The organism is Janthinobacterium sp. SUN211, from assembly GCF_030587315.1.
GTDB lineage: Bacteria > Pseudomonadota > Gammaproteobacteria > Burkholderiales > Burkholderiaceae_D > Janthinobacterium > Janthinobacterium kumbetense.
Map to the genome: position 1 here is coordinate 228,714 of NZ_JAPWIC010000004.1, position 23,102 is coordinate 251,815.

Consider the following 23,102-nt stretch of genomic DNA (forward strand, 5'->3'; position numbering starts at 1 on the left):
AAGCCCCAGCGCCGCACTCTTTCCGCCAAAGTAAAGAAGGCAATTTCCGGATTATTCCGTGGCTGGCCCTATCGCATTAAACGCCGTGCTCTGGTATCGTTTGCTGTCAAGCATCTTCTTGACATCCCTTTACAATCACCGAGACATCCATGCGTTTTATTCTTTGTTTTCTGGCCGCGATGGCCAGCGTTCCCGCATCGGCTGAAAAGCTGACCCTGGAACGCATCCACGCCGATCCGGCGCTGGCCGGCCCCGGCGTGCGCAACCTGAAGGTCTCGCCCGACGGCGAGCGCGTCACGTTCCTGCGCGGCCGCGCGGACAACCAGTTCCAGCTCGACCTGTGGGAATTCAAGCTGAAGGACAAGAGCACGCACCGCCTGGTCGACTCGAAGGCGCTGGTGCCGAATGAAACGATTTCGCCCGAAGAGCAGGCGCGCCGCGAACGCGAGCGCACGGCCAGCCTGAACGGCATTCTCAGCTACAGCTGGTCGCCGGACGGCAAGCAGCTGCTGGTGCCGCTGGCCGGCAATCTGTACCTGGTCGACGCGGCCCACCCGGACAAGGCGCGCCTGGTCGCCAAGGGCAATGTACTCGATCCGAAAATCTCGCCGAAAGGCCGCTACGTATCGTTTGTGCGCGATCAAAACATCTATGTGATCGACCTCAAGACGAACAAGGAACGCCAGCTGACCACCGATGGCAAGGGCACCATCCGCAACGGCGAAGCCGAATTCGTGGCGCAGGAAGAAATGGGCCAGCGCACCGGCTACTACTGGGCTCCCGACGATTCCGCCATCGCCTATAAACGCTATGACGAAGCGCCCGTGCCCGTCGTGCGCCGCTTCGAAATCTTCGCCGACCGCACCGACGTCGTCGAGCAGCGCTACCCGGCCGCGGGCGACCCGAACGTGCTGGTGCAGCTGCTGATCGTCTCGCCGGAAACGGGCGCGCAGCGCCAGGTGGACCTGGGCACGAACCCGGACATCTACCTGGTGCGCGCCGACTGGAGCGCGGACGGCAAGTCGCTCGTGTACCAGCGCCAGTCGCGCGACCAGAAGACCCTCGACCTGGTGGCCGTCGATGCGGCCACCCTGGCGCAGCGCACCCTGCTGACGGAAACGTCGAAGACCTGGGTCAGCATCCATGACGACCTGCGCTTCCTGCCGAACGGCCAGTTCCTGTGGTCGTCCGAGCGCACGGGCCGCAACCACCTGTACCTGTACGATATGGGCGGCAAGCTGCTGCACCCGGTCACTTCCGGCGAGTGGGGCATCGACAGCGTGCTGGCCGTGAACCAGAAGACGGGCAAGGTCTACGTATCGTCGAACCGCGACGCCGTGATCGACAAGCAGACCTACGCCCTGGCGCTGGACGGCAGCACGGCCGACAAGCCGCAGCGCGTCACCAAGGCCGATGGCTGGCACGACACGACGTTCTCGCGCAATGGCGAAGTGTTCGTCGACACGTATTCGGACCCGGCCACGCCGCCGCAAGTGAGCATCCGCCGTCCGGACGGCGCCATGGTGGGCTGGCTGGAAGAAAACGCGCTGAACGCCAGCCATCCATACTTCAAGTACAAGGCGGACCACCTGCCGACGGAATACGGCACCCTGAAGGCCAACGATGGCCAGACCTTGCACTATTCGATCGTCAAACCGTCGAACTTCGACGCGGGCAAGCGCTATCCCGTCTACCTGTCGACGTATGGCGGCCCGCACTCGCAGCACGTGGCTCGCCGCTGGGGCAACAACTTCGACCAGTACATGGCGCAGCAGGGCTTTGTCGTCTTCCGCCTCGATAACCGCGGCTCGTCGCGCCGCGAGCGCGCGTTCACGGACGCCATCTATCACAACCTGGGCGCGGCGGAAGTGGCCGACCAGCTGGTCGGCATCGACTGGCTGGGCAAGCAAAGCTTCGTCGATGCAAAACGCATCGGCGTGTTCGGCTGGAGCTACGGCGGCTTCATGACCCTGCGCTTGCTGTCGGCAGCGTCCGACAAGATCGCCATGGGCGTTTCGGTGGCGCCCGTGACCGACTGGTCGCTGTACGACACCCACTACACGGAGCAATTCCTCGGCATGCCGAAGGAAAACGTCGATGGCTACAAGGCCAGCACCGTGTTCGCCCATCTGGACGGCCTGAAGTCGCCGCTGCTGCTGGTGCACGGCATGGCCGACGATAACGTCCTGTTCAGCAACAGCACGCGCCTGATCGACGCGCTGGTGAACCGCGGCGTGCAATTCGACCTGATGACATATCCTGGCGCCAAGCACGGCATCTCGTCGCGCGCGGGCCAGCGCCACGTGTACAAGAAAATCGAGCTGTTCTTCAAGCAGAACCTGGCCAATCCAGTGAAATAAGTTTGATCGGCATCAAATAAAAAACCGCCGCCTGTCTCGCGACAGGCGGCGGTTTTTTTATGCGTGCGCCAGATTACGGCTTGCGCGTGACGGTTTCCACCGCGTCCTTGACGTCGCCGACTTTCTTCTGCACTTTGCCTTCGACCTGGTTTGCCAGGCCCTTGGCTTGCTGTTCTTCGCTGCCGACGATCTTGCCAGCGGCTTCCTGGATTTTACCGCCGACTTCCTTCAGTTTACCTTCGACTTGATCTTTGTTCATGATGGATCCTCACTGTAGTTGGTACATCTGTTGTCCGCCCCCAAAGGGCCGGTACTGCGGCTCACACGCTGTTGCAAACTGCTTGCTGCGTGTCGATGTGTCCATACTACGGGGCGGGGAATCAATGCTCTGTACGGTTCCTAACACATGCTCAATTTGCGCCAATATCGGCGATCACGCGGGCTTGCGCCACACGGTGGCCAGCCACGGTTGCTGCTCGCGCGGCAAGCCCGGCGGACGGTAGTACTGGTCGAGCAGGCTGAAACCGGCCGCCTGCACGTAGGCGGCCCACGTCTCCTCGTCGTGATAGCTGCCGTAGCGGGCGCCATTCCAGCCTTCCTGGTTCTGCCCGCGCGGATTCGAGCTGAACAGCACGCCACCGGGCTTCAGGCAAGCGTGCAAGGCGCGCAGCACGCCGGGCAAGACGGCGCTGGGCACGTGGAACAGCACGGCATTCGCGAACACGCCGTCGAAGTGCGCGGCCGGCAAATCGAGGTCGACGAAATCCTGCTGCCACACGGTGCAGCCGCTGTAGGCGCGCGCCATCTCGACGAAGCGGGGGCAGCCATCGACGCCCGTGGCCTGATGCCCCATGGCCGTGAACGCCTTCAGGTCGCGGCCCGGGCCGCAACCGAGGTCGAGGATGGCCAGCGGCGCCGGCTTGCCGATGGCGTCCAGCAGCGCGGCGATGTTCTGGCTGACGTCGTGGTCGCGCGTGCCTTCGAAAAACTGCTCGGCGCTGGCGTCGTAATGGGCCAGGGTGCGCCCCGTGATGGCGTGGATGGGGTCTTGCGGTGAGCTTGGCTGCATGGCGGTCCTGTCGATATGTTCCGCCATTTTACGCTGCCGACCAGCTCCCCGGCCGGCAGCGTCAGCACTCTTACCAGACGCGCACGCGCTGCTCCGGCGCCAGGTACAGCTGCTGGCCCGGCTGGACGTCGAAGGCCGGGTACCAGGCGTCGAGGTTGCGCACGGTGGCGGCGCGGTATTGCGCCGGCGCATGGCCATCCGTGAGGATTTGCTGGCGCGCCGCCGCTTCGCGCGCCTTGCTGCGCCAACTGACGCCATAGCCCGTGAAGAAATCGCGGTCGGCGCCCGCCTGCAGCGGCTTGCCCTGCTGCGACAGGGTGAACGCATCATGCGCGGCCGCCACGCCGGCCAGATCGGCCAGGTTTTCGCTCAGGGTCAGCTGGCCATTCACGGCCAGGTCGGGGAATGGTTTGTAGGCCGCGAACTGCGCTACCAATTGCTTGGATGCCGTCTGGAAATGCGCCAGGTCGGCCGGCGTCCACCAGTCGCGCAGCTTGCCCTGGGCGTCGAACTGCGCGCCCTGATCATCGAAGCTGTGGCTGATCTCGTGGCCGATGGTGGCGCCGATGCCGCCGTAGTTGGCCGCATCGGATGCCTGCGGGTCGAAGAATGGCGGCTGCAGGATGGCGGCCGGGAAGTTCAGCGCATTTTGCAGCGGCAGGTTGACGGCATTGACCAGCTGCGCCGGCATGGCCCAGGCCTTGCGGTCGGGCGACTGGCCCAGCTTGGCCAGCTCCTGGCGATAGTGGAACTGTTCCGCCCGCTGCACATTGCCCAGCGCGTCGCCGCGCACCACGCGCAAGCCAGCATAACTGTCCCAGCGTTCCGGATAGCCCACGCCCACGTACAGGGTTTGCAGTTTTTCCTGCGCCTGCGCCTTGGTGGCCGGCGCCATCCAGTCCAGCTTGTCGATGCGGCGCGAGAAGGCGGCGACGATATTCGTCACCATCTCCTGCACGCGGGCTTTCGATTCCGGCGGGAAATAGCGTTCCACGTACAGCTTGCCGACGGCGTCGCTGAGGGCCGCATTCGTCGCGGCCAGCGCGCGCTTGCTGCGCGGCGATTGCTGCGGCGTGCCGCTCAGGGCGCTGCCATAGAAGGCGAAGCGCTGGTCGGCGGCCGCCTTCGGCAAGGTGGTGCTGAAATGGTTGATGACGTGGAAGGCCAGGAAATCCTTCCACGTGGCCAGCGGCACGCTCGCCACCAGCGCGGCGCTGCCCGTCATGGCCGACGGATGCCAGACGATGAAATCCGTCTGCTTGCCCAGGCCCGCCGCCTGGAAGAAGGCTTGCCAGTCCAGGCCCGGCGCCTTGCTGGCGAAGTCGGCGGCGCGCCACGCGTTGTTGCCCTTGGCGACATCGGCCGAATCCTCGCGGCTGGCGTGGCTGGCGGCAATTTTCTGTTCCAGCGCAAACACGCGCGCGGCGCGGGCCGGCGCATCGCCGTAGCCGGCCTGCTTGAGCATGGCGGCGATATGCGCCTGGTAGCCGGCGCGCAAGCCCTGCATGCGGGCGCTGTCGTCCTGGTAAAAGGCGCGGTCGGGCAAGCCCAGTCCGCCCTGCAGCAGGTAGGCGACATTGCGCGTGGTGTCGTTCAAGTCTTGCGCCACCCACAGGCCGAACAGGTTTTCTGTATAAAAATTGGTGGAATTGAGCGGGTCGACATCGGCGCGCAAGCTCTCGCCCAGCGCGCGGGCCAGCCCTGCCTGGTCGCGTATGCCATTGATCTTGCTCAACAAGGGCTTGATCGGGGCCCAGCCTTTCGCTTCGATAGCCGATTCGTCCATCCAGGAACGGTAAAAATCGCTGACCTGGCGCGCGGAGGCATCGGCCTGCGGCGCCGCCGCCAGGCCTTCGACGAGGGCGATGATGCGCTCGTTGGTCGCATTGGCGAGGATGGCGAACGAACCCCAGCTGCTGCGGTCGGCGGGAATCTCCGTGCCGCGCAGCCAGTCGCCATTCACGTAGTCATAGAAGTCGTCGCCGGGCAAGGCAGCGGGGACGGCGGCGCCGGCGACATCGGCGGCGGCGGCGGCCGGCTGGCCGTGCGCCCGGGCGGGCAAGCCGGTCAGCGAAACGCCGGCCAGGGCGAGGACGATGGCGGCCTGGACTGGCGTCCGGGACCAGGAAAAACGCAAACCGTGCATGGCGATCCTTTCGATGGAATAGTCAAAATCATAGCCTGTTTCCCATGCAAAAAGCATCCCGGAACTTTTTTGCATGCGGACAAAAAATCGGCCTATAGTTTTACGACCCCGTGCCGCGCGTACGCCAAGGAGATTGCCATGCAACTGGAAGCGCTGTTCCAGCAACCCCACGCCCTGCCTGCCGCCCCGAAGATCGTCGATGAACTGGTGCGCAGTTTCGACAACCCCGCCATCGCCACCGAAGACATCGCGCGCCAGCTGGGAGCGGACCCGGCCTTGAGCGCCAAGCTGCTGCGGCTGGCCAATTCAGCCTATTACCACGTCTCGCGCAGCATCGGCACGGTGGAAGACGCCGTGCTCATGCTCGGCTTTGTTACCGTGCGCACCCTCGTCATCAGCTCGGGCCTGGTCAGCGGCTTCAAGGCCGTGCCCGGCCTGAACCTGCCGCAATTCTGGCGCTACAGCCTGCACAGCGCCGTGTCGGCCCGCTGGATCGCCAGGCAGACGGGCGACAACCAGGACCTGGCGTTCACCATCGGCATGATGCATGCGATCGGACAACTGGTGATCCATGCCGCCATGCCCGAGCAAGCCATGCAGCTCGACAAGATCGCGCCACCGCTCGATGCGCGCCGGCTTGACGCGGAGCGGGTCTCGCTGGGCTATGACTATGCGCAGGTGGGCGCCGAATTGGCGCGCCGCTGGAAGTTCCCCAGCGCCTTTGCCGACGCCATCGCCGCCTTTCCCGACCCGCTGGCCAAGGCGCCGCTGAACCGCCTGGCCGCCATCATCCACCTGGCCGCCTGGCGCGCCCGCATCGATGAAAACGCCCTGAGCAATGAAGAAATCATCGCCTGCTACCCCGGCAACGTGGCCGAAGCACTCGGTTTGCCGCCCTCGGTACTGGTCGACAAGATGCCGCCGCCAGCCGAACTGAGCGCGGGATTGGAAGAACTCGTCAAATAAATCCCCCACCGCCGGCATCGCCGACCCTGCATCCATGCGGGTTTACGGGCGATTCCTGCGGATCGCCAAAATTATCCAAATTATTTTCACTTTTTTTTCAAAAACACCCTCAAGTTCCCGTCAAGCACGCCGTTAATCTAGACAAGCGGTAATCCATTCACTAGTTACGGGTGTGCTCATGACCTCCAACGACGTTCTTTCGATGTATGAAAATATTGCAGGAATGACCAATAAAATGGTCGTGGCCGCACGTTCGAGCGACTGGAATGACTTGGATGCCCTGGAAAACCAGTGCGCCAGCGCCGCCAGCACGGTCATGACGGGCAAGGTGCCCGCCCAGGCCGGCGCCTCGCGCCTGCGCAAGATCGACTTGCTCAAGCAAATCCTGGCCAACGACCGCGAAATCCGCACCATCACGGAACCGTGGATGACGCAACTGCCGAACGCCATGCAAGGTTCGCGCGCCCGCATGTAAGTCATATTGCAGCGCCAGAAACGACAAAAGCACCCGCGGGTGCTTTTTTTACGTCTGCCGCCTTGCCGGGGAGCGCGCCATCTGCGGCGCTCGGGAAACAAGGAGGGGGAATTTGGAAGGCGAGCCCCAGGTATCTCCTGGCGTCGCCTCGCTGCCGGTTGCATCCGGCGTTCGCGAGCACATCGTCGGCATCGCGAACCGCTTCCAGACCCAGGCGTTTATGCAACGCTACACCTGTTTGCCGCGCCACACTATCGTTGGTGACTGCGCCAGGCTGGGGCTGTTTTGTCGTAGAGCAAGTCCACTGAATTAATCATATCACCATATTTAAGAAACAGGCAACACGCGACACAAGCATTTTTCTGTCTTTTTTCAATATCTTTTTTTATATCAAATTCCGGCGCCGCCTTGTCGCAGCCCTTGCAACATCATCAACGCGAGAACGGCTCCGGTTCCGGCTCGTCCGCCGCGTCCTCTTCCACCGCTTCCGTCAGCACGGGCACGTCCTTCTTCTTGCGGCCGAATGGCTTGCGCAGCAAGACCCAGTATTTCGACGGCGCACCCGGCCCCGTCGCCTGCTTGCGCTTGCGCACGACATACACGATGAGGGCCGTCAGCAACAGGAAGGCCAGGGTGCCGATACCCAGCCACAGCAAGCCGTTGCCGCCCGCCTTCTTCTCGGCTGCGGGCGCCGCGTGCAGGGGCTTGGGCTTGGCATGCGGCGCCTGCGCCTCGGCCGGCGCAGCAGCCGGCGCAACGACAGCGGTGGCAGGCTGAGCCAGCGCCTGTTGCAAGGCGCCGATCTTGCCTTCCAATTCGCCGAGCTTGTCATTCAAAGCCGCGTTTTTCTCGTCCAGCGCCACGCATGCTTGCGCCTGCTCCATATTGGCTTGCGGCGCGCAAGCGGCGACGGGCGCCGTGGCGCGGCGCAACGGCGCCGGACGCAGTGCGGCAGCGGGCGGCGCGGGCGCGGCGGGCGGCGGCACGAACACGCGCGCCGGGCGCACCAAGCCCTCGGCGCGCGCGCGGGCCGCCAGGGCGGCGGCATCGGGCGACGGCGCGGCGGAGACGGCGCGCGGCAATGGCAACGGTTGCGGCACGGGCGCGGGCGCGGGCGCCGGAACGGCTGGCCTGGCTGGCGCGCTGACAGGGGCGACGGCGGCGGCGGGCGGGGCCGGCGTCAGCCACAAGGTGCCCAGGCGCACGACGGCGCCATTGCCACTGCCCAGCAATAAATACAGGTGCACATGGCCTGCCTGGATCGCTTGCCGCGTTGTCACACGCACATAGTGGCGTCCACCGCGCTCCAGCGGGCTGATGGTCAAGGTTTGCAGGGCCGGATCCATGCCGATGCCGCCGCCGCGGTACACATCGGACGAAGCCAGGCGCACGGCCACGCCGCCGGCTTCCTCGGGCGCCAGGGCTGTCAGTTCGATCTCGGCCAGCAAGGGCTGGCCCACGTGCGACAGCACGGCCATGTCACCCAGCTCGGCCGCCATGACAGGCGGCAAGGCCAGGCTGGCGGCGGCGCACGCGATCAGGGACCAACGGGGAAAGATGCTGCTCTGCATGGACTGATCGCTTTGATAACAGGATAGGAAGGGGAACTCGCCTGTCTTTAACGGCAGGAAATCGCAAAAATATAGATGGGTCAGGGCAAAAATGATGCAATACAGCATCATCCTGTGCTTTTTTGACGCCTGGAGTACACTCGATCCACCTCCATCGATGAAAGGGATGCCATGAGTAGCAGAATCGAACGCGACAGTTTCGGCCCGATCGACGTACCCGCCGACCGGCTATGGGGAGCGCAAACGCAGCGCTCGCTCGAGCACTTCCATATCTCCACGGAAAAGATGCCGCCCGAACTGATCGCCGCCCTGGCCACCGTCAAGCGCGCGGCCGCCCACGTCAACCTGGACCTGGGTCTATTGGATGGCAAGAAAGCCATCGCCATCACGCAAGCGGCCGACGAAGTACTGGCCGGCAAGCATGCCGCGGAATTCCCGCTGGCCGTCTGGCAGACGGGTTCTGGCACGCAAAGCAATATGAACATGAATGAAGTGCTGGCCAACCGCGGCTCCGAGCTGATCGGCGGCTTGCGGGGCGAGGGGCGCCTGCTGCACCCGAACGACGACGTCAACCTGGGCCAGTCCTCGAACGACATCTTCCCCACCGCCATCCACGTGGCCGCAGCCCTGGCCGTCGCCAACACGGTCTTGCCGCCGCTGCGCCAGCTGCGCGCCACGCTGGACGCGAAGGCCACGGAATTTGCCGACATCGTCAAGATCGGCCGCACCCACTTGCAGGATGCGACGCCGCTGACCCTGGGCCAGGAATTTTCCGGCTACGTGGCGCAGCTGGACTTTGCCGAGCACATCATCACGGCATCGTTGCCGCCGCTGCTGCAGCTGGCCGCCGGCGGCACGGCCGTCGGCACGGGATTGAATGCCCACGTGGAATTTGCCGGCCGCATCGCGACGGAACTGGCGCGCCTGACGGGCCAGCCGTTCGAGACGGCCAGCAACAAGTTTGCCGCGCTGGCCGCCCACGACGCCTTGGTGGCCGCCCATGGCGCGCTGAAAACCCTGGCCACGGCCCTGATGAAAATCGCCAACGACGTGCGCTGGATGGCGTCCGGCCCCCGCTCCGGCCTCGGTGAAATCACCATCCCCGAAAACGAGCCGGGCAGCTCCATCATGCCGGGCAAGGTCAACCCCACCCAGTGCGAAGCGCTGACCATGCTGTGCTGCCAGGTATTCGGCAACGATGTCGCCATCACGGTGGGCGGCGCCTCGGGCAATTTCGAGCTGAACGTCTTCAAGCCCTTGATTGCGCACAACTTCCTGCAAAGCGCGCGCCTGCTGGGCGACGGCATGCGCAGCTTCGACGAGCATTGCGCGCACGGCATCGCGCCGAACCGTGAGCGCATCGCCGAACTGATGGAGCGCTCCCTGATGCTGGTCACGGCGCTGGCGCCGCACATCGGCTACGACAAGGCGGCGCAAATCGCCAAGCAGGCCCAGCATGAAGGCACGACCTTGAAGGAAGCGGCGCTGGCCCTGGGCTTTGTGACGGAAGAGCAATTCGGTGCGTGGATCGTGCCCCTGGACATGACGCGGCCCAACAAAAGTTAAGGCTCAGCCTGCATTCCTCCTGGCTTCATGTAAACTATGACCTTAGTTGACACCGTCATTAAGTGTTTAAAACACATCGTTGCAATAAGGGATACAATGCAAAAAGTAAGCTTTGATTTAACATCCGAGTTCGTCGAGCTGAACCAGCTATTGAAGCTGGTCGGCCTGTGCGACAGCGGTGGCGCAGGCAAGGTCATGGTCGATAGCGGCGTGGTGAAGGTCGATGGCAAGAAGGAATTGCGCAAGACCGCCAAGATCCGCGCCGGCCAGGTCGTCAGCGTGGGCGATATCCGTATCACGGTCGTCGCTCCCGTCTGACCCCGGCATGGGGCGCGAAAGCAGCCCCATGCGTCCAGCCAGCGCCGCTGCCAGCCGGCTGCCTGGATCAAGCTGCAAACACGTCGTTATTGTCAGATAAATATCGATTGCAGAAGGGAAGCGCCATGGACCATCCCGAACAAGGTACGCGCAGCCAGGAACGCCTGATCGGCGACTTGCGCCAGGTAATAGAAAACGCGGAAGAATTGCTGCGTAACACAGACAAATACACCAGCAGCCTGTACCAGAGCGCGCGCGCCAGGCTGGAACTGGCCCTCGTCGCGGCCACGGCCGAGCTCGCCCGCTTTGAAGAAGAGCAAGTCACGCGCATGATGGACGCCACTCTGGCCGCAAATGCCCTGTACCGCGATCAGACGGGCGAAGCGCGTCTGCTGCGGGCCTTCGAATAAACAGTCAGGTTGTCAACACCGCATGCGCCAGCCACTGGCGCAAGTGCGCGGCCAGGTCGAATGCGGGGTCCAGCTCGAACGCCGCATCGAGCGCGGCGCCAAACGTCTGCCCCTGCCTTAACGCCAGCAAGGCGGCATGCGCAGCCGCATCCAGTAGCAGCACCTGCGCCTTCCAGCCCGGCCGGCATACGAGCGCGCAGCTCGCCACCTGCATATCCTGCGGAAACATCCCCTGCCCTTCTCCCTCCTGATGCGCCTGCCACAGGGCCGCCACTTGCCAATCCGATTCCAGCAAGGCGCAGGCGGGATGCAAGCTGAAGCGCCGCGCTTCCAGCTGATCGGGATGCAAGGCGGCCAGCGACTCGGGCGCCAGGCCCTGCGCATCGTCCGCGTAATGGGCCAGGTGCACGGCCCATTCCAGGCGCGCCATGTCCGGCAGATAGGGCAAGCCGGCGACATGCGGGAAAGTGGCCAGAAAATCGGCGAAACGGGCGCCAAACTGGTTCAAATCGGCGCTATCGGATGGCATCTGCCGCCCATACGCGCGCGCCAGGCCGCCCAGGAATTCCTCGCCCACCAGCGCCAGCACGACGGGATAGGCGTGCGCCAGGGTGCGGCGCCAGGTGGCGCTCATATTGCCACGGTACAGTGCAAAACGCTGCGGCACCTCCTCGCCCGCGAACGGTGGCAATGTTGCCTCCGCATCCAGCAAGGCCGTGGCAAACGCTTGCTGGCCGGCCGCCAGCGCATCAAGCGACGCGGGCGCCGGCGGGGACGGCAGCGCTGCTCCATGCCGTGGCGTTGGCGGCGCATGCCGCGCCAGCATGGCTTGCGCCTTGTCCGCCTCGCCCAGCAAGACATCGAGGGCGGGCAAGTCCGTATCCCATTCGACCAGCGTGGGCACGGCGCCAAAGCGCTGCAAGGCGGCCGCATACAAGTCCCAGACGGGATCGGCCACGGCGGCGCCGTGGTGGTCGATCACGGCATGCGGCGTTACCAGATGGCCGCCCAGGTGCAGCTCGCCCACGCTGCCCGGCGCGATGGACTGCATGGCCGTCATAGCGTCTTCGCCGTGGTTGCACTGATTCACATACAGATTATTGATATCGAGCAGCAGCCCGCAACCGCTGCGCCGCGCCAGCTCCGCCAGGAATTGCGCCTCGCTCATGGCATCGTCGGAAAAACGCAGGTAAGTGGAGACATTCTCCAGCAAGATCGGCCTTTTCAACACATCCTGCACCCTCCCCACCCTGGCGCACAGCAAATCGAGGGCGGCGCCATTCAAGGCCAGCGGCAACAGATCATTGAGTTGCTGCTGCGCCACGGCGCCCCAGCTCAGGTGTTCCGACACGAGGACCGGCTCGATGCGCTCGACCACGGCGCGCACGCGCTGCAGGTGACTCTCGGAAAAACCGCGCACGGATCCCAGGCCCAGGCCCACGCCATGCAGGCTGACGGGGTAATCCTGGCGCAGGGTGTCCAATACATGGCTATCCCAGCCCGACGGCTGCAGATAATTTTCGGTGTGTACTTCCAGCCAGCCCACCCTGGGGCGGCGCGCCAGAAAGTCGCGGTAGTGCGCGGCGCGCAAGCCGACGCCGGCAAGCGCTTGAACTGACGGCGGCATGGGCAGGCGGCGGATGCTTACGGCTGCGTGGCTGGTTTTGCCGCCTTGCCGGCCTTGATGGGCTTGACGGAACCGCCCGCCTGTTCGCACGTGCCCTTGGCAACATACGTCCATTCCGTCGGCAGATTGTCCGCTTCCGCCTGGCCCGCGCAGGAATGCGCGCCGTCGGACGAGGCGCAATCGTTCTGCCCTGCCTTGGCCACGCCATAACACTTTTCCTTGTCGCCGGGGGCGGGACCATCGTGCGCGGCCGCGTTGAGGGTGGTGCCGGCACAGATGCCCGCGAGGGCGGCGGCGATAAGAGCTTGACGTTTGTTCATGGGGAATCCTCTTGCATGGGTCAAAGTAATGGCACGCCCCGGGCTGCGCGATGGGCAACGCGAGGTGATGGACGCCATTCTACTGAATCGGCCGTGCCATGGCGAACCATGGTCAATTAATCAACTTGACAGAGGTAAGGAGAAAAGCGGAAGGAAGACAGACAAAAACGCCCACGCGCCACCGTCGATGACGGTGGTGTGGGCGTAAGTAATGCGAGCGCCAGACGGGCGCCGCGGGACTGCGCTCAGGCGGTCGTGTTGATGCGGTTGCCGAGGTGAGCCGGCAGACTTGGCGCCGACTGTACCGGTGGCAACGCTGCCAGCAAGGCCGTGGCGGTCGAGCTTTGGATATCCTGGGCTTTTTTCAGGACAGTCAAGCCGACGGCTTGCCGCGTGCCTGTCTCCGCCATCGTGGTTGACAGTTGAGCAATGCTTCCGACGTCCATACGTTTCTCCAATGAGGTTCTACCCTTGTTAACGGATGCCGCCGGCAAACCTTTAGCTTATTTTTCCAGCTTATTTTCCAACTGCAGCAGCAGCCAGGCCAGCACGTGTTCGCGCGCATTCAAGTCCAGCCATTGCACGCCCTCGCGCAAATCGGCCGGCGCCGGGCTGTCCGACGCGACGGCGATCACATGCGGGTCATGCGGATACAGGGGTGCCTGCCCCACTTCCGGACGGAATACTTCCAGCTTCGGAATCGGGTCCGTCTTGAAGCCTTCGACCAGGGTCAGGTCTGCCGGCCCCATGCGGGCCAATTGCTGCGCCAGGCTGGGTTCCGGCGCGCCGCGCAGTTCATGCACGATAGCAAAACGGTACGGCGACGCCACCAGCACTTCCGCCGCGCCGGCCAGGCGCAGGCGGGCGCTGTCCTTTTGCGGCGGTTCCAGCGCCAGGTCATGGTGGCTGTGCTTGACCAGGTTGACGCGCAAGCCGCGCGCCGCCATTTCCTTCACCACAAATTCCAGCAGGGTCGTCTTGCCGCTACCGGAACGACCGATCACACCGAGTACCGGGTGTGCGGGCATCGCATCGTGCATGGTCACTCCTTGATTGAGAAGGAATGATTATACGCAGCCCACCGGCGCTGCCGCCTGGCGCAGGCGCCGCGCATCGCCCGACTCATCGCGCAACTCGTCGCGCAAATCAAGCGCCGCCGGATTTCCCCCCATTCCTGGCACTGGCGGGCCCCGGCTTGCCGCCCTGCCGCCGGCGCCTGCCCACCGGCTTCGGCGCTGCCGTTCCCGCCGTTTTACCATCCACCGCCTGCGCATTCCTCGCCCTGCGCGCCAATTGCCGGTGGGCGGCGATCGCGCCCGCTTCCGCATCGGACTGGAAGGGGACGGCGGCAGCGGCGGCCTGCGCTCCATCCGGCGGGGAGGCAGGCGCCGGCGGGGCGAAATCCTGCGCCCGCACATCCGCTTCCCATGCGGCCCGCTGCGCCTGCACGGCTGCGGGCACGGCAGGCGCCGCGCGCGGCTGCGCCAGGGTCAGCACGGCGCCCAGGCCGCTGGCGGCCGCCACGCGCGCGCCCATCTGGGGCAAGGCGCCGTCGGCGGCGCGGCAAAAGCGCTGCAGGATGGTTTTGATGATCGACGCGTGATCGTATACCTCGTGGCTGACGCTGCCAGGCGCGATCAGCGGCGACACGAGCAGCATGGGCACGCGCACGCCGTAGCGGCGAAACGCGGGGTCGTCGTCCACGGCGACGGGCGGCGGCACATGGTCGAAAAAGCCGCCGTGTTCGTCATAACTGAGGATGAGCAGGGTGCGCGCCCAGGCGGGACCGCGCGACAGGGCCTGGTAGACCTGCGCCACCAGCGCCTGGCCGGCGCGGATATCGGCCGGCGGGTGGTCGTCATTGTCGAAGAAATGGGGATCGATCCAGCTGACCGAGGGCAAGGCGCCCGCCAGCGCATCGCCGATGAAGCCATAGCGGCGGGCGCTGGAGCCGAACGGTTCGTACATGTCGGACGAGCGGTAATGGTCGTCCGTCAACGCCAGGCTCCAGGGCTTCCAGGCGGAATAGAACTTCCAGCTGACCTGGGCCCGCTCGAGGTGGCGCACGAAGGATTTGTTCGCATACAGGGGCACGCGCTTGCTGTCCTTGCTGCCGGCCGCCTTGCCGCTGACCGCATACAGGCGGTTGGGCCAGGTGGCGCCCGGCACGGAACTGTAGCAGCGGTCGCAGACGCAGAATTGCTGCGCCAGGAAATCGTACATGGGCAAGTCGGCCCCATTGTAGTAGCCCATGACCAGGTCGATGTCGGGGTCGCCCGGATGCGTTTGCGCATAATCGTCGACAAAGCCACCGTTATTGTTTTGCAATTGCTGCGCCACCGACATACCCGTATGCGACGGGTCTTGCTGCGGGCCAAAGGCCGTGCGCAACAAATGGTGCACGGGGTAGCGCACGCCCGCATGCACGTTGGCATGGCTTGCCTGCAAGCCATCGATATCGGTGCGCCCGCCTTCCAGGCTCAGGTAGCCAAGCATGTGGTCGAACGAGCGGTTTTCCATCATCAGCACGACGATATGGTCGATGCGCGCCAGGTTTCCCAGGCCCTGTGCATCAAGCATACCCTCGCCAGCAGTTGCGGCAGCAATCATCGGACCTCCCCGGCCGCGCTCACGGTCGCAGCGACCCTGGTTCGACCAGGCCTGGCCAGTATGGTTCAGCTATGGCGGCCCGGCCTTGATGCACAACAACTCAATATGGCACGCGGTAGCGGTAGCCCTTGAAACTGAAGATGGCCGCCTTCGGCTGCAACTTTTCCAGCACCAGGCCGGGCGCCAGCTCCTCGCCCTCGTGGCGCAAAACCTTGTCGATCAGCAACAGGCGGTCGGCCGGATTCTTCGAATAGATATAGCCGCCGATGGCGATGGCGGGGATTTGCCGCTGTATCGGCTCGGGCAAGTCGCGCATGCCGGGCACGGTCTCTTCGGCCGACGGCGCGGGTGCGGGCATGGCCGGAGCGGGAGCCGGAGCGGGGACAGGCGGAGCGGCCTGGCCTGGCGTCTCCTGCTTCGGTTCCGGCACGGGCCTCGCATGGTGCACGGGCGCGGCGGTGGCCGCTGGCGGCACGGGTACGGGTACGGGCACAGCCACAGGCGCGGGCGCGGGGACAGCAGGCGGCGGCGCTGCCGGCAGCGGCGCGGGCACGGCCTGGGCCAGCAAGGCAGGGGCGACGGCCGCAGGCGCTGCCGCGCCCGCCTGCCACGGCTGCCACAGCAGCAGCGCGGCTGCCACGGCCACCGTCATGCCGCCCAGCGCCAGCCAGACGGGCGCGCGCCGCGCGGCGCCGGATGCGGCGGCATCGTGCAGCTGCACTTGCGGTGCGTGGATCGACGGCAACTCGCCCAATTGGCGCTCGGCCTGCGATTTTTTCAGTGCTTCAAGTATGTAGGACATCTTATTTCCCCGCCACCATCGCCGTCGCAGCGGGCGCTGCGACGGCAGGAGCCGCGCTGCTCAGGCGCGGCTCCGAATTGTCACCCAGCTGCATCAGGCGTATGAATGTTTTCGGGCCCGCCAGGCCATCGGCCCGCAAGTTCTGGCGCTGCTGGAAAGTGCGCAGCAGACCTTGCATCTCGGCATCGAGCGGCAGATTGGCGGCCGGCGCAGGCAAACCCTGCTGCTGTGCCAGGCGCTGCGCCAGCCAGTCCACGTCGGCGCCGCGGGCGCCCAGCGGCACTTCGTCGCGCCAGCTGCGCGGAGCGCGCCAGAAGGTGGTGAAACTGCCATCGCTGCGCTGCGCCAGCTGGGCCAGCGGCACGCTTTGTGGCTTGCCATCGAGCAGCACGGTGGCGTTCTCGTCCTGCACGCGCGTCAGCAGCGCCAGCTGCTCCGCCCCCTCCCCGTCGCGCAAGGCCAGCAGGGCGGGACGGTCCAGCACGCGCAGCTCGGCGATGCCGCCCCGGCTATGCAGGCAGCGCAGGCCGGCGCGGGCGCCCGCCTGGCAAGCGTCACCGGCCGGCAACTGCTCGCCCCACAGGCTGGCCAGCTGGCGCAGCACGGCGTTGCGGTCCGGCACGCTGGCCGGTGCGGGGGCGGATGCGGCGGCAGCCGCCACGGCGGAGGCGGCCGGCACAGAGGCGGCCACGGCAGGTGCAGGGGGCACGACGGACGGGCGCGGCATGAAATGCCAGGCCAGCGCGGCCGTGACCACGGCGCCGGCCAGCACGCCACCGGCCACGTGCGGCCAGCGCAGGCCCCGTCCGGCAGCCGACTTCCCCTCTTCCGCAAACACTTCCTCGGCGGCACGGCGCAGGATCTGGCGCGTCACCTGCGGCTGGTTTTCCACGTAGGCGCCCAGCAGCGCGCGGTCGCACAGCAGGTTGATGCGGCGCGGCACTCCCTTGCTCAAGGCATGGATCTGCGCCATCAAACGCGGCGCGAACGGCGTCTGCGCCGTGCTGCCCGCCACGGCCAGGCGGTGGCGGATATAGCTGGCCGTCTCGTCCGCCGTCAGCGAACCCAGGTGATAGCGGGCGATCACGCGCTGCGCCAGTTGCTCGAGTTCAGGACGGGCCAGCATGGCGCGCAATTCCGGCTGGCCGATCAGTATGATCTGCAGCAACTTGCGCTCGCTCGTCTCCAGGTTGGTCAGCAAGCGCAGCTGCTCCAGCACGGCGGCGGACAGGTTTTGCGCTTCGTCAATGATCAGCACATTATTCTTGCCCTGCGCATGGCTGGCCAGCAAATGCGCATTGATGGCGTCGACATAGCCTTTCACGCTGGCCACGCCGGGCGCCAGGGCGATGCGGAATTCCTCGCAGATCGACAGCAGCAACTCCTCGACGGACAGTTTCGGATTGAAGATGTAGGCGAGCTGGCAATTTTCCGGAATCTGTTCCATGAAGCAGCGGCACACGGTGGTCTTGCCGGCGCCGATTTCTCCCGTCAGCAGCACGAAGCCGCCGCCGCTGCCCACGCCATACAGCAGGTGCGCCAGCGCTTCGCGGTGGCGTTCGCTCATGAACAGGTAGCGCGGATCGGGGGCGATCGAAAACGGCGATTGCTTGAGCTGGAAATAATGCGTGTACATGGAGACCCTGCGGATGAAACGATCAAAATGCGCGGCGGCAAGCCGAACCCCTCATCGGGTGCGGGCGGGCGGCAACGGCTTGTATTTGGCGCAATACACTTTCGCCTTGCTGCGGAAGTAGACGATTTTACTGCCAGGCACGGAACCACGGACGGGAAAGGCGGAATTGTCGAGCTTATTGAAGCGCAGGCCCGAGACGCCGCGGATGGCCGGTTCCAGCTTTTCCGGCGTCGCGTCCGCCACCACGCCCATGAAGACGAGGGGACTGGTGTCGTCGCTGACGATCACGTCGGTAATCGGCGCGCCCCACAAGGTGGCGTCCGTGCGGAACCAGTAAGCGCCCCCTTCATGCTTGTAGGCGGGGCCGAAGGCCGTCAGCAAATACGCATAGAAGGCCTTGTTGTCGATCTGGTCGATGCACAGCACGGCGTTGCCCACCACTTGCCCGAACGTGGATGGCGGCGGCTTTTGCTGCGCCAGCACGCCGGACACGGGCGCGCCCACGGCCAGCAGGGCGAACGCCGCCAGCAGGGCCGGCGCACGCCACGGGCGCGACAGTAAGCGACGCAGGCGCATGATCAGCGCTTGCGCTCTTCTTTCTTGACCTTCTTGGCTTCCTTCTTTTCCTTCATGGTCTTGGCCGGTTCCTTCTTGGCTTCCTTCTTGCTGTCCTGTGCCTTGCTCATTATCTACTCCATACCTGGGCGGAAATGCCTGGGCCATTATGACACTCCCCCATGAAAATGCCACCCGAAAAGCAAAACGGCCGCACAAGGCGGCCGTTCCAGTCGCGCGTCAGCGCACCATCAGTGCAGGCACAGGCGGCGGCGCGTCTTTTCGATCAGCGCCGCATCGTAGGGGTACAGGTTCTCGATGAAGAACAATTCCGTTTCCGCTTCGTCTTCCAGGCACATTTCGATCATGACCGGGCCATCGCTTTCGCGGCCCAGGAAATCCTTCGGCCAGCGGTTCTTGCGGTGCGTGCGCATCATTTCCATGCCCAGCGCAGCCAGCGGCGCCGACACGCCAGCGGCCAGCGCCTCTTGCTGCCAGTCGTCCCAGTAATCGCTCTTTGCTGCCTTGTCGTTCATCATGCTCTTCCAACTCAGGTGTAAAAGGCGGACTTTACTCTTCATGGCGTCCCTTGCCAAGCATGCGCGGAAGCAACACTACCGCGCGCGGCGCAGACCAGTCTGAAAAAATTGGCATTAAACAAGGCCAATTTCAATACCATTCGGCAAGTATAAAAATCCCTTTATTAACAATCACTTGCAATCATGCCCTCGGGCATGCCGCGACAGCGCGCAACGCATTTGTTAATACCACTTAAATACCTGTTGACAAGCCATCGGGGCGACAATATAGTGCCTTCAGCTTTTTCGCCGCCCGACAAATAAAAGAACCGAGACAGGCGCAATCAACCAAACGCGGGACTGCACAACATGATCGAATACATAATCGGCGTCGACGGCGGGGGCAGCGGAACCCGCGTACGCCTGGCGCGCCTCGACGGCCAGGAACTGGCGCAGGGACAAAGCGGCCCATCCGGCCTGGGACTGGGCATCGAACGGGCCTGGACGTCCGTCGCGCATGCCGTCACCCTGGCCTTCCGCGCCGCCGCACTGGAACAGCCGCCGCTGCAGCGCATGGCCATCGGCCTGGGCCTGGCCGGCGTGCACAACAAGCAGTGGGCCGCCAGCTTCATCGAACACAATCCCGGCTATGCCGCCGTCGCGCTCGAATCGGACGCCCTGACCACCCTGCTGGGCGCGCATGCGGGCCAGCCAGGCGCCATCGTGGCCATCGGCACGGGCAGCGTGGGCGAAGTGCTGCACGCGGACGGCAGCCGCCATGAAGTGGGCGGCTGGGGCTTCCCCTCCGGCGACGAAGCGGGCGGCGCCTGGATCGGCATGCGCGCCATCAACCATGCGCAGCAGGTGGCCGACGGCCGCGTGCCCGGCAGCGCCTTTGCCACGGCCATCATCGATGCCTGCGGCGGCCAGCGCGACGCCATGCAGGTGTGGCTGGCGGCCGCCAGCCAGACCAATTTCGCGCAACTGGCGCGCCTGGTGCTCGAACACGCGGCCACCAATGCGGTGGCGCGCGCCATCCTGGTGGACGCGGGCCAGCAGATCGCCCTCATCGCCAGGGCCCTCGACCCGGCCGGCGCCTTGCCCGTGGCCCTGTGCGGCGGCCTGGCGGCGCCCTTGTCGAGCTATCTGCCGGCGGCACTGTTGCAACTGGTCGTGCCGGCACAGGGCGACTCGGCCGCAGGCGGCCTGCGCCTGATACGCAAGCACTTGCAGGAGCAATGACCATGCTGGCCAAACTGTCCGCCTTCAAACCCAATCCGGCCAGCGACACGCCGCTCTACATGCAGCTGGCGAACATGCTGTCGGACGGCATCGCCAGCGGCGACTGGCGCGCCAACCAGGCCTTGCCTTCCGAGCGCGTGCTGTCGGACATCCTGGAAATCTCGCGCGTCACGGCGCGCAAGGCCATCGACATGCTGTGCGACCGGGGCATGCTGACGCGCAAGCGCGGCTCGGGCACCTACATCACGCCCAAGCTGGAACAGCCGCTGTCGCGCCTGACGAGCTTTTCGGAAGAATTGCGCCAGCGGGGCTTCACGGCCGGCTCGCGCTGGCTGCAGCGCGACATCGGCGCGGCCGCGCCGCTGGAACTGCTGTCGCTGGGACTGTCGCCGCACATGCCGGTGGCGCGTTTGCGCCGCCTGCGCACGGCCGACGAAGTGGTGATGGCGATCGAAACGACCACCATCCCCGCCCTGTACATGCCGGACCCGCAGCAGGTCACCGATTCGCTGTACGGCTACCTGGAGTCGCGCGGCACCATCCCGATGCGCGCGCTGCAGCATATCCGCGCCGTCAACGCCACGGCGGAACAGGCCAAGCTGGCCAATATCAAGACGGGTGAAGCCATGCTGCACATCACCCGTGTCAGTTATCTCGACAACGGCGCAGCGGTGGAACTGACCCACTCGTATTGCCGCAGTGATTATTATGAATTCGTAGCGGAGTCGCGCAGATGAGCAGCACTATCAAAGGCAATATCCTTACCCCCGGCGGCTGGATCCACGGCGCCATCGCCTTCGGCGAGCGGGTCGACAGCATCACGGGCGATTCGCTCCACCCGTCGGGCAACAGCGACGATTACATCCTGCCCGGCTTTATCGACCTGCACGTGCATGGCGGCGCCGGCAAGGACATCATGGAAGGCGGCGAAGCCGTCTACACCATCGCGGGCATCCATGCGCGCCACGGCACCACCAGCCTGCTGGCCACCACCATGACGGCGCCGCCGGAAGACATCGACATGGCCCTGACGGCCATCGGCATCGCCGCCAACCACCGCCGCCCGAACACGGCGCGCGTGCTGGGCGCCCACCTGGAAGGCCCGTACATCAATTCCGGCAAGCTGGGGGCGCAGCCGAACTACGCGCGCGCCGCCAACCTGGCTGAAATCGAGCGCCTGCAAACCTTGGCCAAGCTGCGCGTCATCACGGTGGCGCCGGAAATCGCCGGCCACCTGGACCTGGTGCGCGCCCTGGCCGATGCCGGCGTGCGCGTGCAGATCGGCCACACGCTCGGTTCGTACGAAGACGGCGTGGCCGCGCTGGAACATGGCGCCATGGGTTTCACGCATTTGTTCAACGCCATGAGCGGCCTGCATCACCGCGAGCCGGGCATGGTCGGCGCCGCCCTGGCGCACGCCGAATACGCGGAACTGATCCCCGACCTGCTGCACGTGCATCCGGGCGCCATCAAGGTGGCCCTGCGCGCCATCCCGCGCCTGTACTGCGTCACCGATTCCACCGCCGCCACCGGCATGCCGGACGGCGAATACATGCTGGGCCGCCACGCCGTGCAGAAATGCATGGGCGGCGTGCGCCTGCCCGACGGCACCCTGGCGGGCAGCACCCTGACCCTGGACCAGGCTCTGCGCAACCTGGTGGGACTGGGACTGGACCTGGCCGACGCGTCCAAGCGCGTGTCGACCAACGCCGCCGATTACCTGGGCCTGGAAGAACGCGGCCGGCTGGCCCCCGGTACTTACGCCGATCTGGTGGTACTCGATCGCGATCTCAAACTCAAAGCTGTGTATATAGAAGGAGAAATCTGTGACCTCAATGATGCTTAAAGAAGCCATTTCCGCCGCCGAATGCGTCGCCCTGCAACTGGCCAGCGACACGGAACGCTACGCGGAACTGGGCCGCAAATTGAGGAGCACCTCGTTCTCGACCGCGCTGACCATCGCGCGCGGCAGCTCGGACCACGCCTGCAACTACGTCGCCTACCTGATCATGGCGCGCCTGGGCCGCGTTGTCGCGTCCCTGCCGATGTCGCTGGTGACCCTGAACAAGTCGCCGCTGGTGACGCGCGACACGCTGGCCATCTCGATCTCGCAATCGGGCCAGAGCCCTGACGTGGTCGAGCCGATCCGCTACTTCCGCGACGGCGGCGCCACCACCGTGGCCCTCGTCAACGACATCGATTCGCCTTTGGCGCACGCCGCCGAGTGGGCAATGCCCCTGCGCGCGGGCAAGGAACAAAGCGTCGCCGCCACCAAGAGCTTCATCACCAGCCTCGTTGCCGGCGCGCGCATGGTGGCCCAGTGGCAGAACGACCCCGAGCTGCAGGCGGGCCTGGAAGCGCTGCCCGAAGCGCTGCTCGAAGCGACCCGCGTCGACTGGTCGCCCGCCATCGACGTGCTGGCGCCGGCCCGCAACATCATGGTCGTCGGCCGCGGCATCAGCTTCCCCGTGGCGCTGGAAGCGGCGCTGAAATTCAAGGAAACCTCGGCCCTGCAGGCGGAAGCCTTCAGCGGCGCCGAAATCAAGCACGGCCCGATGGCCCTGATCGAAGACGGCTACCCGCTGCTGATTTTCGCCACGCGCGGCCCGACCCAGGCCGGCCTGCTGCAACTGGCAACCGAAATGCGCGGCCGCGGCGCCAAGGTCTTGCTGGCGGCCCCCGCCGACGTGGCCGAGCGCGACCTGACCCTGCCCGTGGCGGCCACGCCGGACCTCGATCCGATCGTCGCCATCCAGTCCTTCTACGTGATGGCGGCCAAACTGTCGGCCGCGCGCGGCATGGATCCGGATGCGCCGCGTCACCTGAGCAAGGTCACCAAAACCAATTAAGCAGCAAGCGGCAGCTGCGCCCCCGGCACGGGGCGCGGCTGCCGTCCGTAGCACCCGAATAT

At 65.3% G+C, this 23,102-nt stretch carries 23 protein-coding genes; 10 read left to right on the plus strand and 13 right to left on the minus strand.

Annotated features, from left to right (window positions below; translation table 11 throughout):
• Positions 1 to 149 precede the first annotated feature (149 nt).
• Complete coding sequence (locus O3301_RS15895) at positions 150 to 2,360, plus strand: S9 family peptidase (protein WP_305056842.1); 2,211 nt, start codon at positions 150 to 152, stop codon at positions 2,358 to 2,360.
• A 73-nt stretch (positions 2,361 to 2,433) separates the two neighbouring features.
• Here the strand turns inward: O3301_RS15895 and O3301_RS15900 are convergent, their stop codons facing one another.
• From O3301_RS15900 to O3301_RS15910, 3 genes are all read right to left on the minus strand, one after another.
• Positions 2,434 to 2,619: a CsbD family protein gene (locus O3301_RS15900; RefSeq protein ID WP_077400637.1), complete on the minus strand. Its 186-nt coding sequence runs from the start codon at positions 2,617 to 2,619 to the stop codon at positions 2,434 to 2,436.
• Positions 2,620 to 2,793: 174 nt separating this feature from the next.
• Positions 2,794 to 3,429: a bifunctional 2-polyprenyl-6-hydroxyphenol methylase/3-demethylubiquinol 3-O-methyltransferase UbiG gene (locus tag O3301_RS15905; protein WP_305056843.1), complete on the minus strand. Its 636-nt coding sequence runs from the start codon at positions 3,427 to 3,429 to the stop codon at positions 2,794 to 2,796.
• Positions 3,430 to 3,499: 70 nt separating this feature from the next.
• Entirely contained in the window at positions 3,500 to 5,575 is a 2,076-nt protein-coding gene (locus O3301_RS15910) for a M13 family metallopeptidase (protein WP_305056844.1), read from the minus strand.
• Positions 5,576 to 5,713: 138 nt separating this feature from the next.
• Between O3301_RS15910 and O3301_RS15915 the strand changes: the two genes are divergently transcribed.
• Positions 5,714 to 6,541, plus strand: coding sequence for an HDOD domain-containing protein (locus O3301_RS15915; protein WP_305056845.1), 828 nt, complete (start codon positions 5,714 to 5,716; stop codon positions 6,539 to 6,541).
• A 223-nt stretch (positions 6,542 to 6,764) separates the two neighbouring features.
• On the plus strand, positions 6,765 to 7,016 hold the full coding sequence (locus tag O3301_RS15920; protein WP_257218715.1) for a flagellar protein FliT: 252 nt from the start codon (positions 6,765 to 6,767) through the stop codon (positions 7,014 to 7,016).
• Between the two features lie 431 nt (positions 7,017 to 7,447).
• Here O3301_RS15920 and O3301_RS15925 read toward each other — a convergent pair whose 3' ends face one another.
• Positions 7,448 to 8,587: a FimV family protein gene (locus O3301_RS15925; RefSeq protein WP_305056846.1), complete on the minus strand. Its 1,140-nt coding sequence runs from the start codon at positions 8,585 to 8,587 to the stop codon at positions 7,448 to 7,450.
• A 171-nt stretch (positions 8,588 to 8,758) separates the two neighbouring features.
• On the opposite strand from O3301_RS15925, the gene fumC reads away from it, so the two are divergent.
• The 3 genes from fumC (at position 8,759) to O3301_RS15940 (ending at position 10,881) form a co-directional block, all read left to right on the plus strand.
• Entirely contained in the window at positions 8,759 to 10,153 is a 1,395-nt protein-coding gene (fumC, locus tag O3301_RS15930) for a class II fumarate hydratase (RefSeq protein WP_289906246.1), read from the plus strand.
• A gap of 96 nt (positions 10,154 to 10,249) precedes the next feature.
• Positions 10,250 to 10,471, plus strand: a complete 222-nt coding sequence (locus tag O3301_RS15935; RefSeq protein ID WP_035825476.1) for an RNA-binding S4 domain-containing protein — start codon at positions 10,250 to 10,252, stop codon at positions 10,469 to 10,471.
• A 125-nt stretch (positions 10,472 to 10,596) separates the two neighbouring features.
• Positions 10,597 to 10,881 carry a hypothetical protein gene (locus O3301_RS15940; RefSeq protein WP_034759786.1) on the plus strand — a complete coding sequence of 95 codons (285 nt, stop codon included), beginning with the start codon at positions 10,597 to 10,599 and terminating at the stop codon, positions 10,879 to 10,881.
• Between the two features lie 4 nt (positions 10,882 to 10,885).
• Here O3301_RS15940 and O3301_RS15945 read toward each other — a convergent pair whose 3' ends face one another.
• The 9 genes from O3301_RS15945 to O3301_RS15985 all read right to left on the minus strand — a co-directional run bounded on the left by O3301_RS15945 (position 10,886) and on the right by O3301_RS15985 (position 18,970).
• On the minus strand, positions 10,886 to 12,508 hold the full coding sequence (locus tag O3301_RS15945) for a DUF692 family multinuclear iron-containing protein (RefSeq protein ID WP_305056847.1): 1,623 nt from the start codon (positions 12,506 to 12,508) through the stop codon (positions 10,886 to 10,888).
• 17 nt (positions 12,509 to 12,525) lie between these two features.
• The gene (locus tag O3301_RS15950) at positions 12,526 to 12,828 is read right to left on the minus strand and encodes a DUF2282 domain-containing protein (protein ID WP_077400619.1); all 303 of its coding nucleotides are present in this window, start codon (positions 12,826 to 12,828) and stop codon (positions 12,526 to 12,528) included.
• Positions 12,829 to 13,073: 245 nt separating this feature from the next.
• Complete coding sequence (locus O3301_RS15955) at positions 13,074 to 13,274, minus strand: YjfB family protein (RefSeq protein ID WP_034781856.1); 201 nt, start codon at positions 13,272 to 13,274, stop codon at positions 13,074 to 13,076.
• Between the two features lie 57 nt (positions 13,275 to 13,331).
• Positions 13,332 to 13,868, minus strand: a complete 537-nt coding sequence (gene mobB / locus O3301_RS15960; RefSeq protein ID WP_077400616.1) for a molybdopterin-guanine dinucleotide biosynthesis protein B — start codon at positions 13,866 to 13,868, stop codon at positions 13,332 to 13,334.
• A gap of 106 nt (positions 13,869 to 13,974) precedes the next feature.
• Positions 13,975 to 15,408, minus strand: coding sequence for an alkaline phosphatase family protein (locus tag O3301_RS15965; RefSeq protein ID WP_305056848.1), 1,434 nt, complete (start codon positions 15,406 to 15,408; stop codon positions 13,975 to 13,977).
• A 130-nt stretch (positions 15,409 to 15,538) separates the two neighbouring features.
• On the minus strand, positions 15,539 to 16,240 hold the full coding sequence (locus O3301_RS15970; RefSeq protein ID WP_305056849.1) for a general secretion pathway protein GspB: 702 nt from the start codon (positions 16,238 to 16,240) through the stop codon (positions 15,539 to 15,541).
• A 1-nt stretch (position 16,241) separates the two neighbouring features.
• Positions 16,242 to 17,876 carry an AAA family ATPase gene (locus tag O3301_RS15975; protein WP_305056850.1) on the minus strand — a complete coding sequence of 545 codons (1,635 nt, stop codon included), beginning with the start codon at positions 17,874 to 17,876 and terminating at the stop codon, positions 16,242 to 16,244.
• A 51-nt stretch (positions 17,877 to 17,927) separates the two neighbouring features.
• Positions 17,928 to 18,452, minus strand: a complete 525-nt coding sequence (locus tag O3301_RS15980; RefSeq protein ID WP_251349906.1) for a hypothetical protein — start codon at positions 18,450 to 18,452, stop codon at positions 17,928 to 17,930.
• A 230-nt stretch (positions 18,453 to 18,682) separates the two neighbouring features.
• Positions 18,683 to 18,970, minus strand: coding sequence for a hypothetical protein (locus O3301_RS15985; protein WP_029496217.1), 288 nt, complete (start codon positions 18,968 to 18,970; stop codon positions 18,683 to 18,685).
• 348 nt (positions 18,971 to 19,318) lie between these two features.
• Between O3301_RS15985 and O3301_RS15990 the strand changes: the two genes are divergently transcribed.
• From O3301_RS15990 to O3301_RS16005, 4 genes are read left to right on the plus strand one after another with little or no spacing between them, the layout of a single operon-like run.
• Complete coding sequence (locus O3301_RS15990; protein WP_289913405.1) at positions 19,319 to 20,191, plus strand: BadF/BadG/BcrA/BcrD ATPase family protein; 873 nt, start codon at positions 19,319 to 19,321, stop codon at positions 20,189 to 20,191.
• A gap of 2 nt (positions 20,192 to 20,193) precedes the next feature.
• Complete coding sequence (locus O3301_RS15995) at positions 20,194 to 20,928, plus strand: GntR family transcriptional regulator (RefSeq protein WP_070282815.1); 735 nt, start codon at positions 20,194 to 20,196, stop codon at positions 20,926 to 20,928.
• The gene (gene nagA, locus O3301_RS16000) at positions 20,925 to 22,037 is read left to right on the plus strand and encodes an N-acetylglucosamine-6-phosphate deacetylase (protein WP_099665200.1); all 1,113 of its coding nucleotides are present in this window, start codon (positions 20,925 to 20,927) and stop codon (positions 22,035 to 22,037) included. The genes O3301_RS15995 and nagA overlap by 4 nt, the downstream gene beginning before the upstream one ends.
• The gene (locus O3301_RS16005) at positions 22,027 to 23,040 is read left to right on the plus strand and encodes an SIS domain-containing protein (RefSeq protein ID WP_071079063.1); all 1,014 of its coding nucleotides are present in this window, start codon (positions 22,027 to 22,029) and stop codon (positions 23,038 to 23,040) included. Before nagA ends, O3301_RS16005 begins: the two co-directional genes overlap by 11 nt.
• The last annotated feature ends 62 nt before the right edge of the window (positions 23,041 to 23,102 follow it).

Coding starts and splice junctions, on each gene's coding strand:
- O3301_RS15895 (WP_305056842.1), top strand. CDS start 150: ATGCGTTTTATTCTTTGTTTTCTGGCCGCGATGGCCAGCGTTCCCGCA.
- O3301_RS15900 (WP_077400637.1), bottom strand. CDS start 2,619: ATGAACAAAGATCAAGTCGAAGGTAAACTGAAGGAAGTCGGCGGTAAA.
- O3301_RS15905 (WP_305056843.1), bottom strand. CDS start 3,429: ATGCAGCCAAGCTCACCGCAAGACCCCATCCACGCCATCACGGGGCGC.
- O3301_RS15910 (WP_305056844.1), bottom strand. CDS start 5,575: ATGCACGGTTTGCGTTTTTCCTGGTCCCGGACGCCAGTCCAGGCCGCC.
- O3301_RS15915 (WP_305056845.1), top strand. CDS start 5,714: ATGCAACTGGAAGCGCTGTTCCAGCAACCCCACGCCCTGCCTGCCGCC.
- O3301_RS15920 (WP_257218715.1), top strand. CDS start 6,765: ATGACCAATAAAATGGTCGTGGCCGCACGTTCGAGCGACTGGAATGAC.
- O3301_RS15925 (WP_305056846.1), bottom strand. CDS start 8,587: ATGCAGAGCAGCATCTTTCCCCGTTGGTCCCTGATCGCGTGCGCCGCC.
- fumC (WP_289906246.1), top strand. CDS start 8,759: ATGAGTAGCAGAATCGAACGCGACAGTTTCGGCCCGATCGACGTACCC.
- O3301_RS15935 (WP_035825476.1), top strand. CDS start 10,250: ATGCAAAAAGTAAGCTTTGATTTAACATCCGAGTTCGTCGAGCTGAAC.
- O3301_RS15940 (WP_034759786.1), top strand. CDS start 10,597: ATGGACCATCCCGAACAAGGTACGCGCAGCCAGGAACGCCTGATCGGC.
- O3301_RS15945 (WP_305056847.1), bottom strand. CDS start 12,508: ATGCCGCCGTCAGTTCAAGCGCTTGCCGGCGTCGGCTTGCGCGCCGCG.
- O3301_RS15950 (WP_077400619.1), bottom strand. CDS start 12,828: ATGAACAAACGTCAAGCTCTTATCGCCGCCGCCCTCGCGGGCATCTGT.
- O3301_RS15955 (WP_034781856.1), bottom strand. CDS start 13,274: ATGGACGTCGGAAGCATTGCTCAACTGTCAACCACGATGGCGGAGACA.
- mobB (WP_077400616.1), bottom strand. CDS start 13,868: ATGCACGATGCGATGCCCGCACACCCGGTACTCGGTGTGATCGGTCGT.
- O3301_RS15965 (WP_305056848.1), bottom strand. CDS start 15,408: ATGCTTGATGCACAGGGCCTGGGAAACCTGGCGCGCATCGACCATATC.
- O3301_RS15970 (WP_305056849.1), bottom strand. CDS start 16,240: ATGTCCTACATACTTGAAGCACTGAAAAAATCGCAGGCCGAGCGCCAA.
- O3301_RS15975 (WP_305056850.1), bottom strand. CDS start 17,876: ATGTACACGCATTATTTCCAGCTCAAGCAATCGCCGTTTTCGATCGCC.
- O3301_RS15980 (WP_251349906.1), bottom strand. CDS start 18,452: ATGCGCCTGCGTCGCTTACTGTCGCGCCCGTGGCGTGCGCCGGCCCTG.
- O3301_RS15985 (WP_029496217.1), bottom strand. CDS start 18,970: ATGATGAACGACAAGGCAGCAAAGAGCGATTACTGGGACGACTGGCAG.
- O3301_RS15990 (WP_289913405.1), top strand. CDS start 19,319: ATGATCGAATACATAATCGGCGTCGACGGCGGGGGCAGCGGAACCCGC.
- O3301_RS15995 (WP_070282815.1), top strand. CDS start 20,194: ATGCTGGCCAAACTGTCCGCCTTCAAACCCAATCCGGCCAGCGACACG.
- nagA (WP_099665200.1), top strand. CDS start 20,925: ATGAGCAGCACTATCAAAGGCAATATCCTTACCCCCGGCGGCTGGATC.
- O3301_RS16005 (WP_071079063.1), top strand. CDS start 22,027: ATGATGCTTAAAGAAGCCATTTCCGCCGCCGAATGCGTCGCCCTGCAA.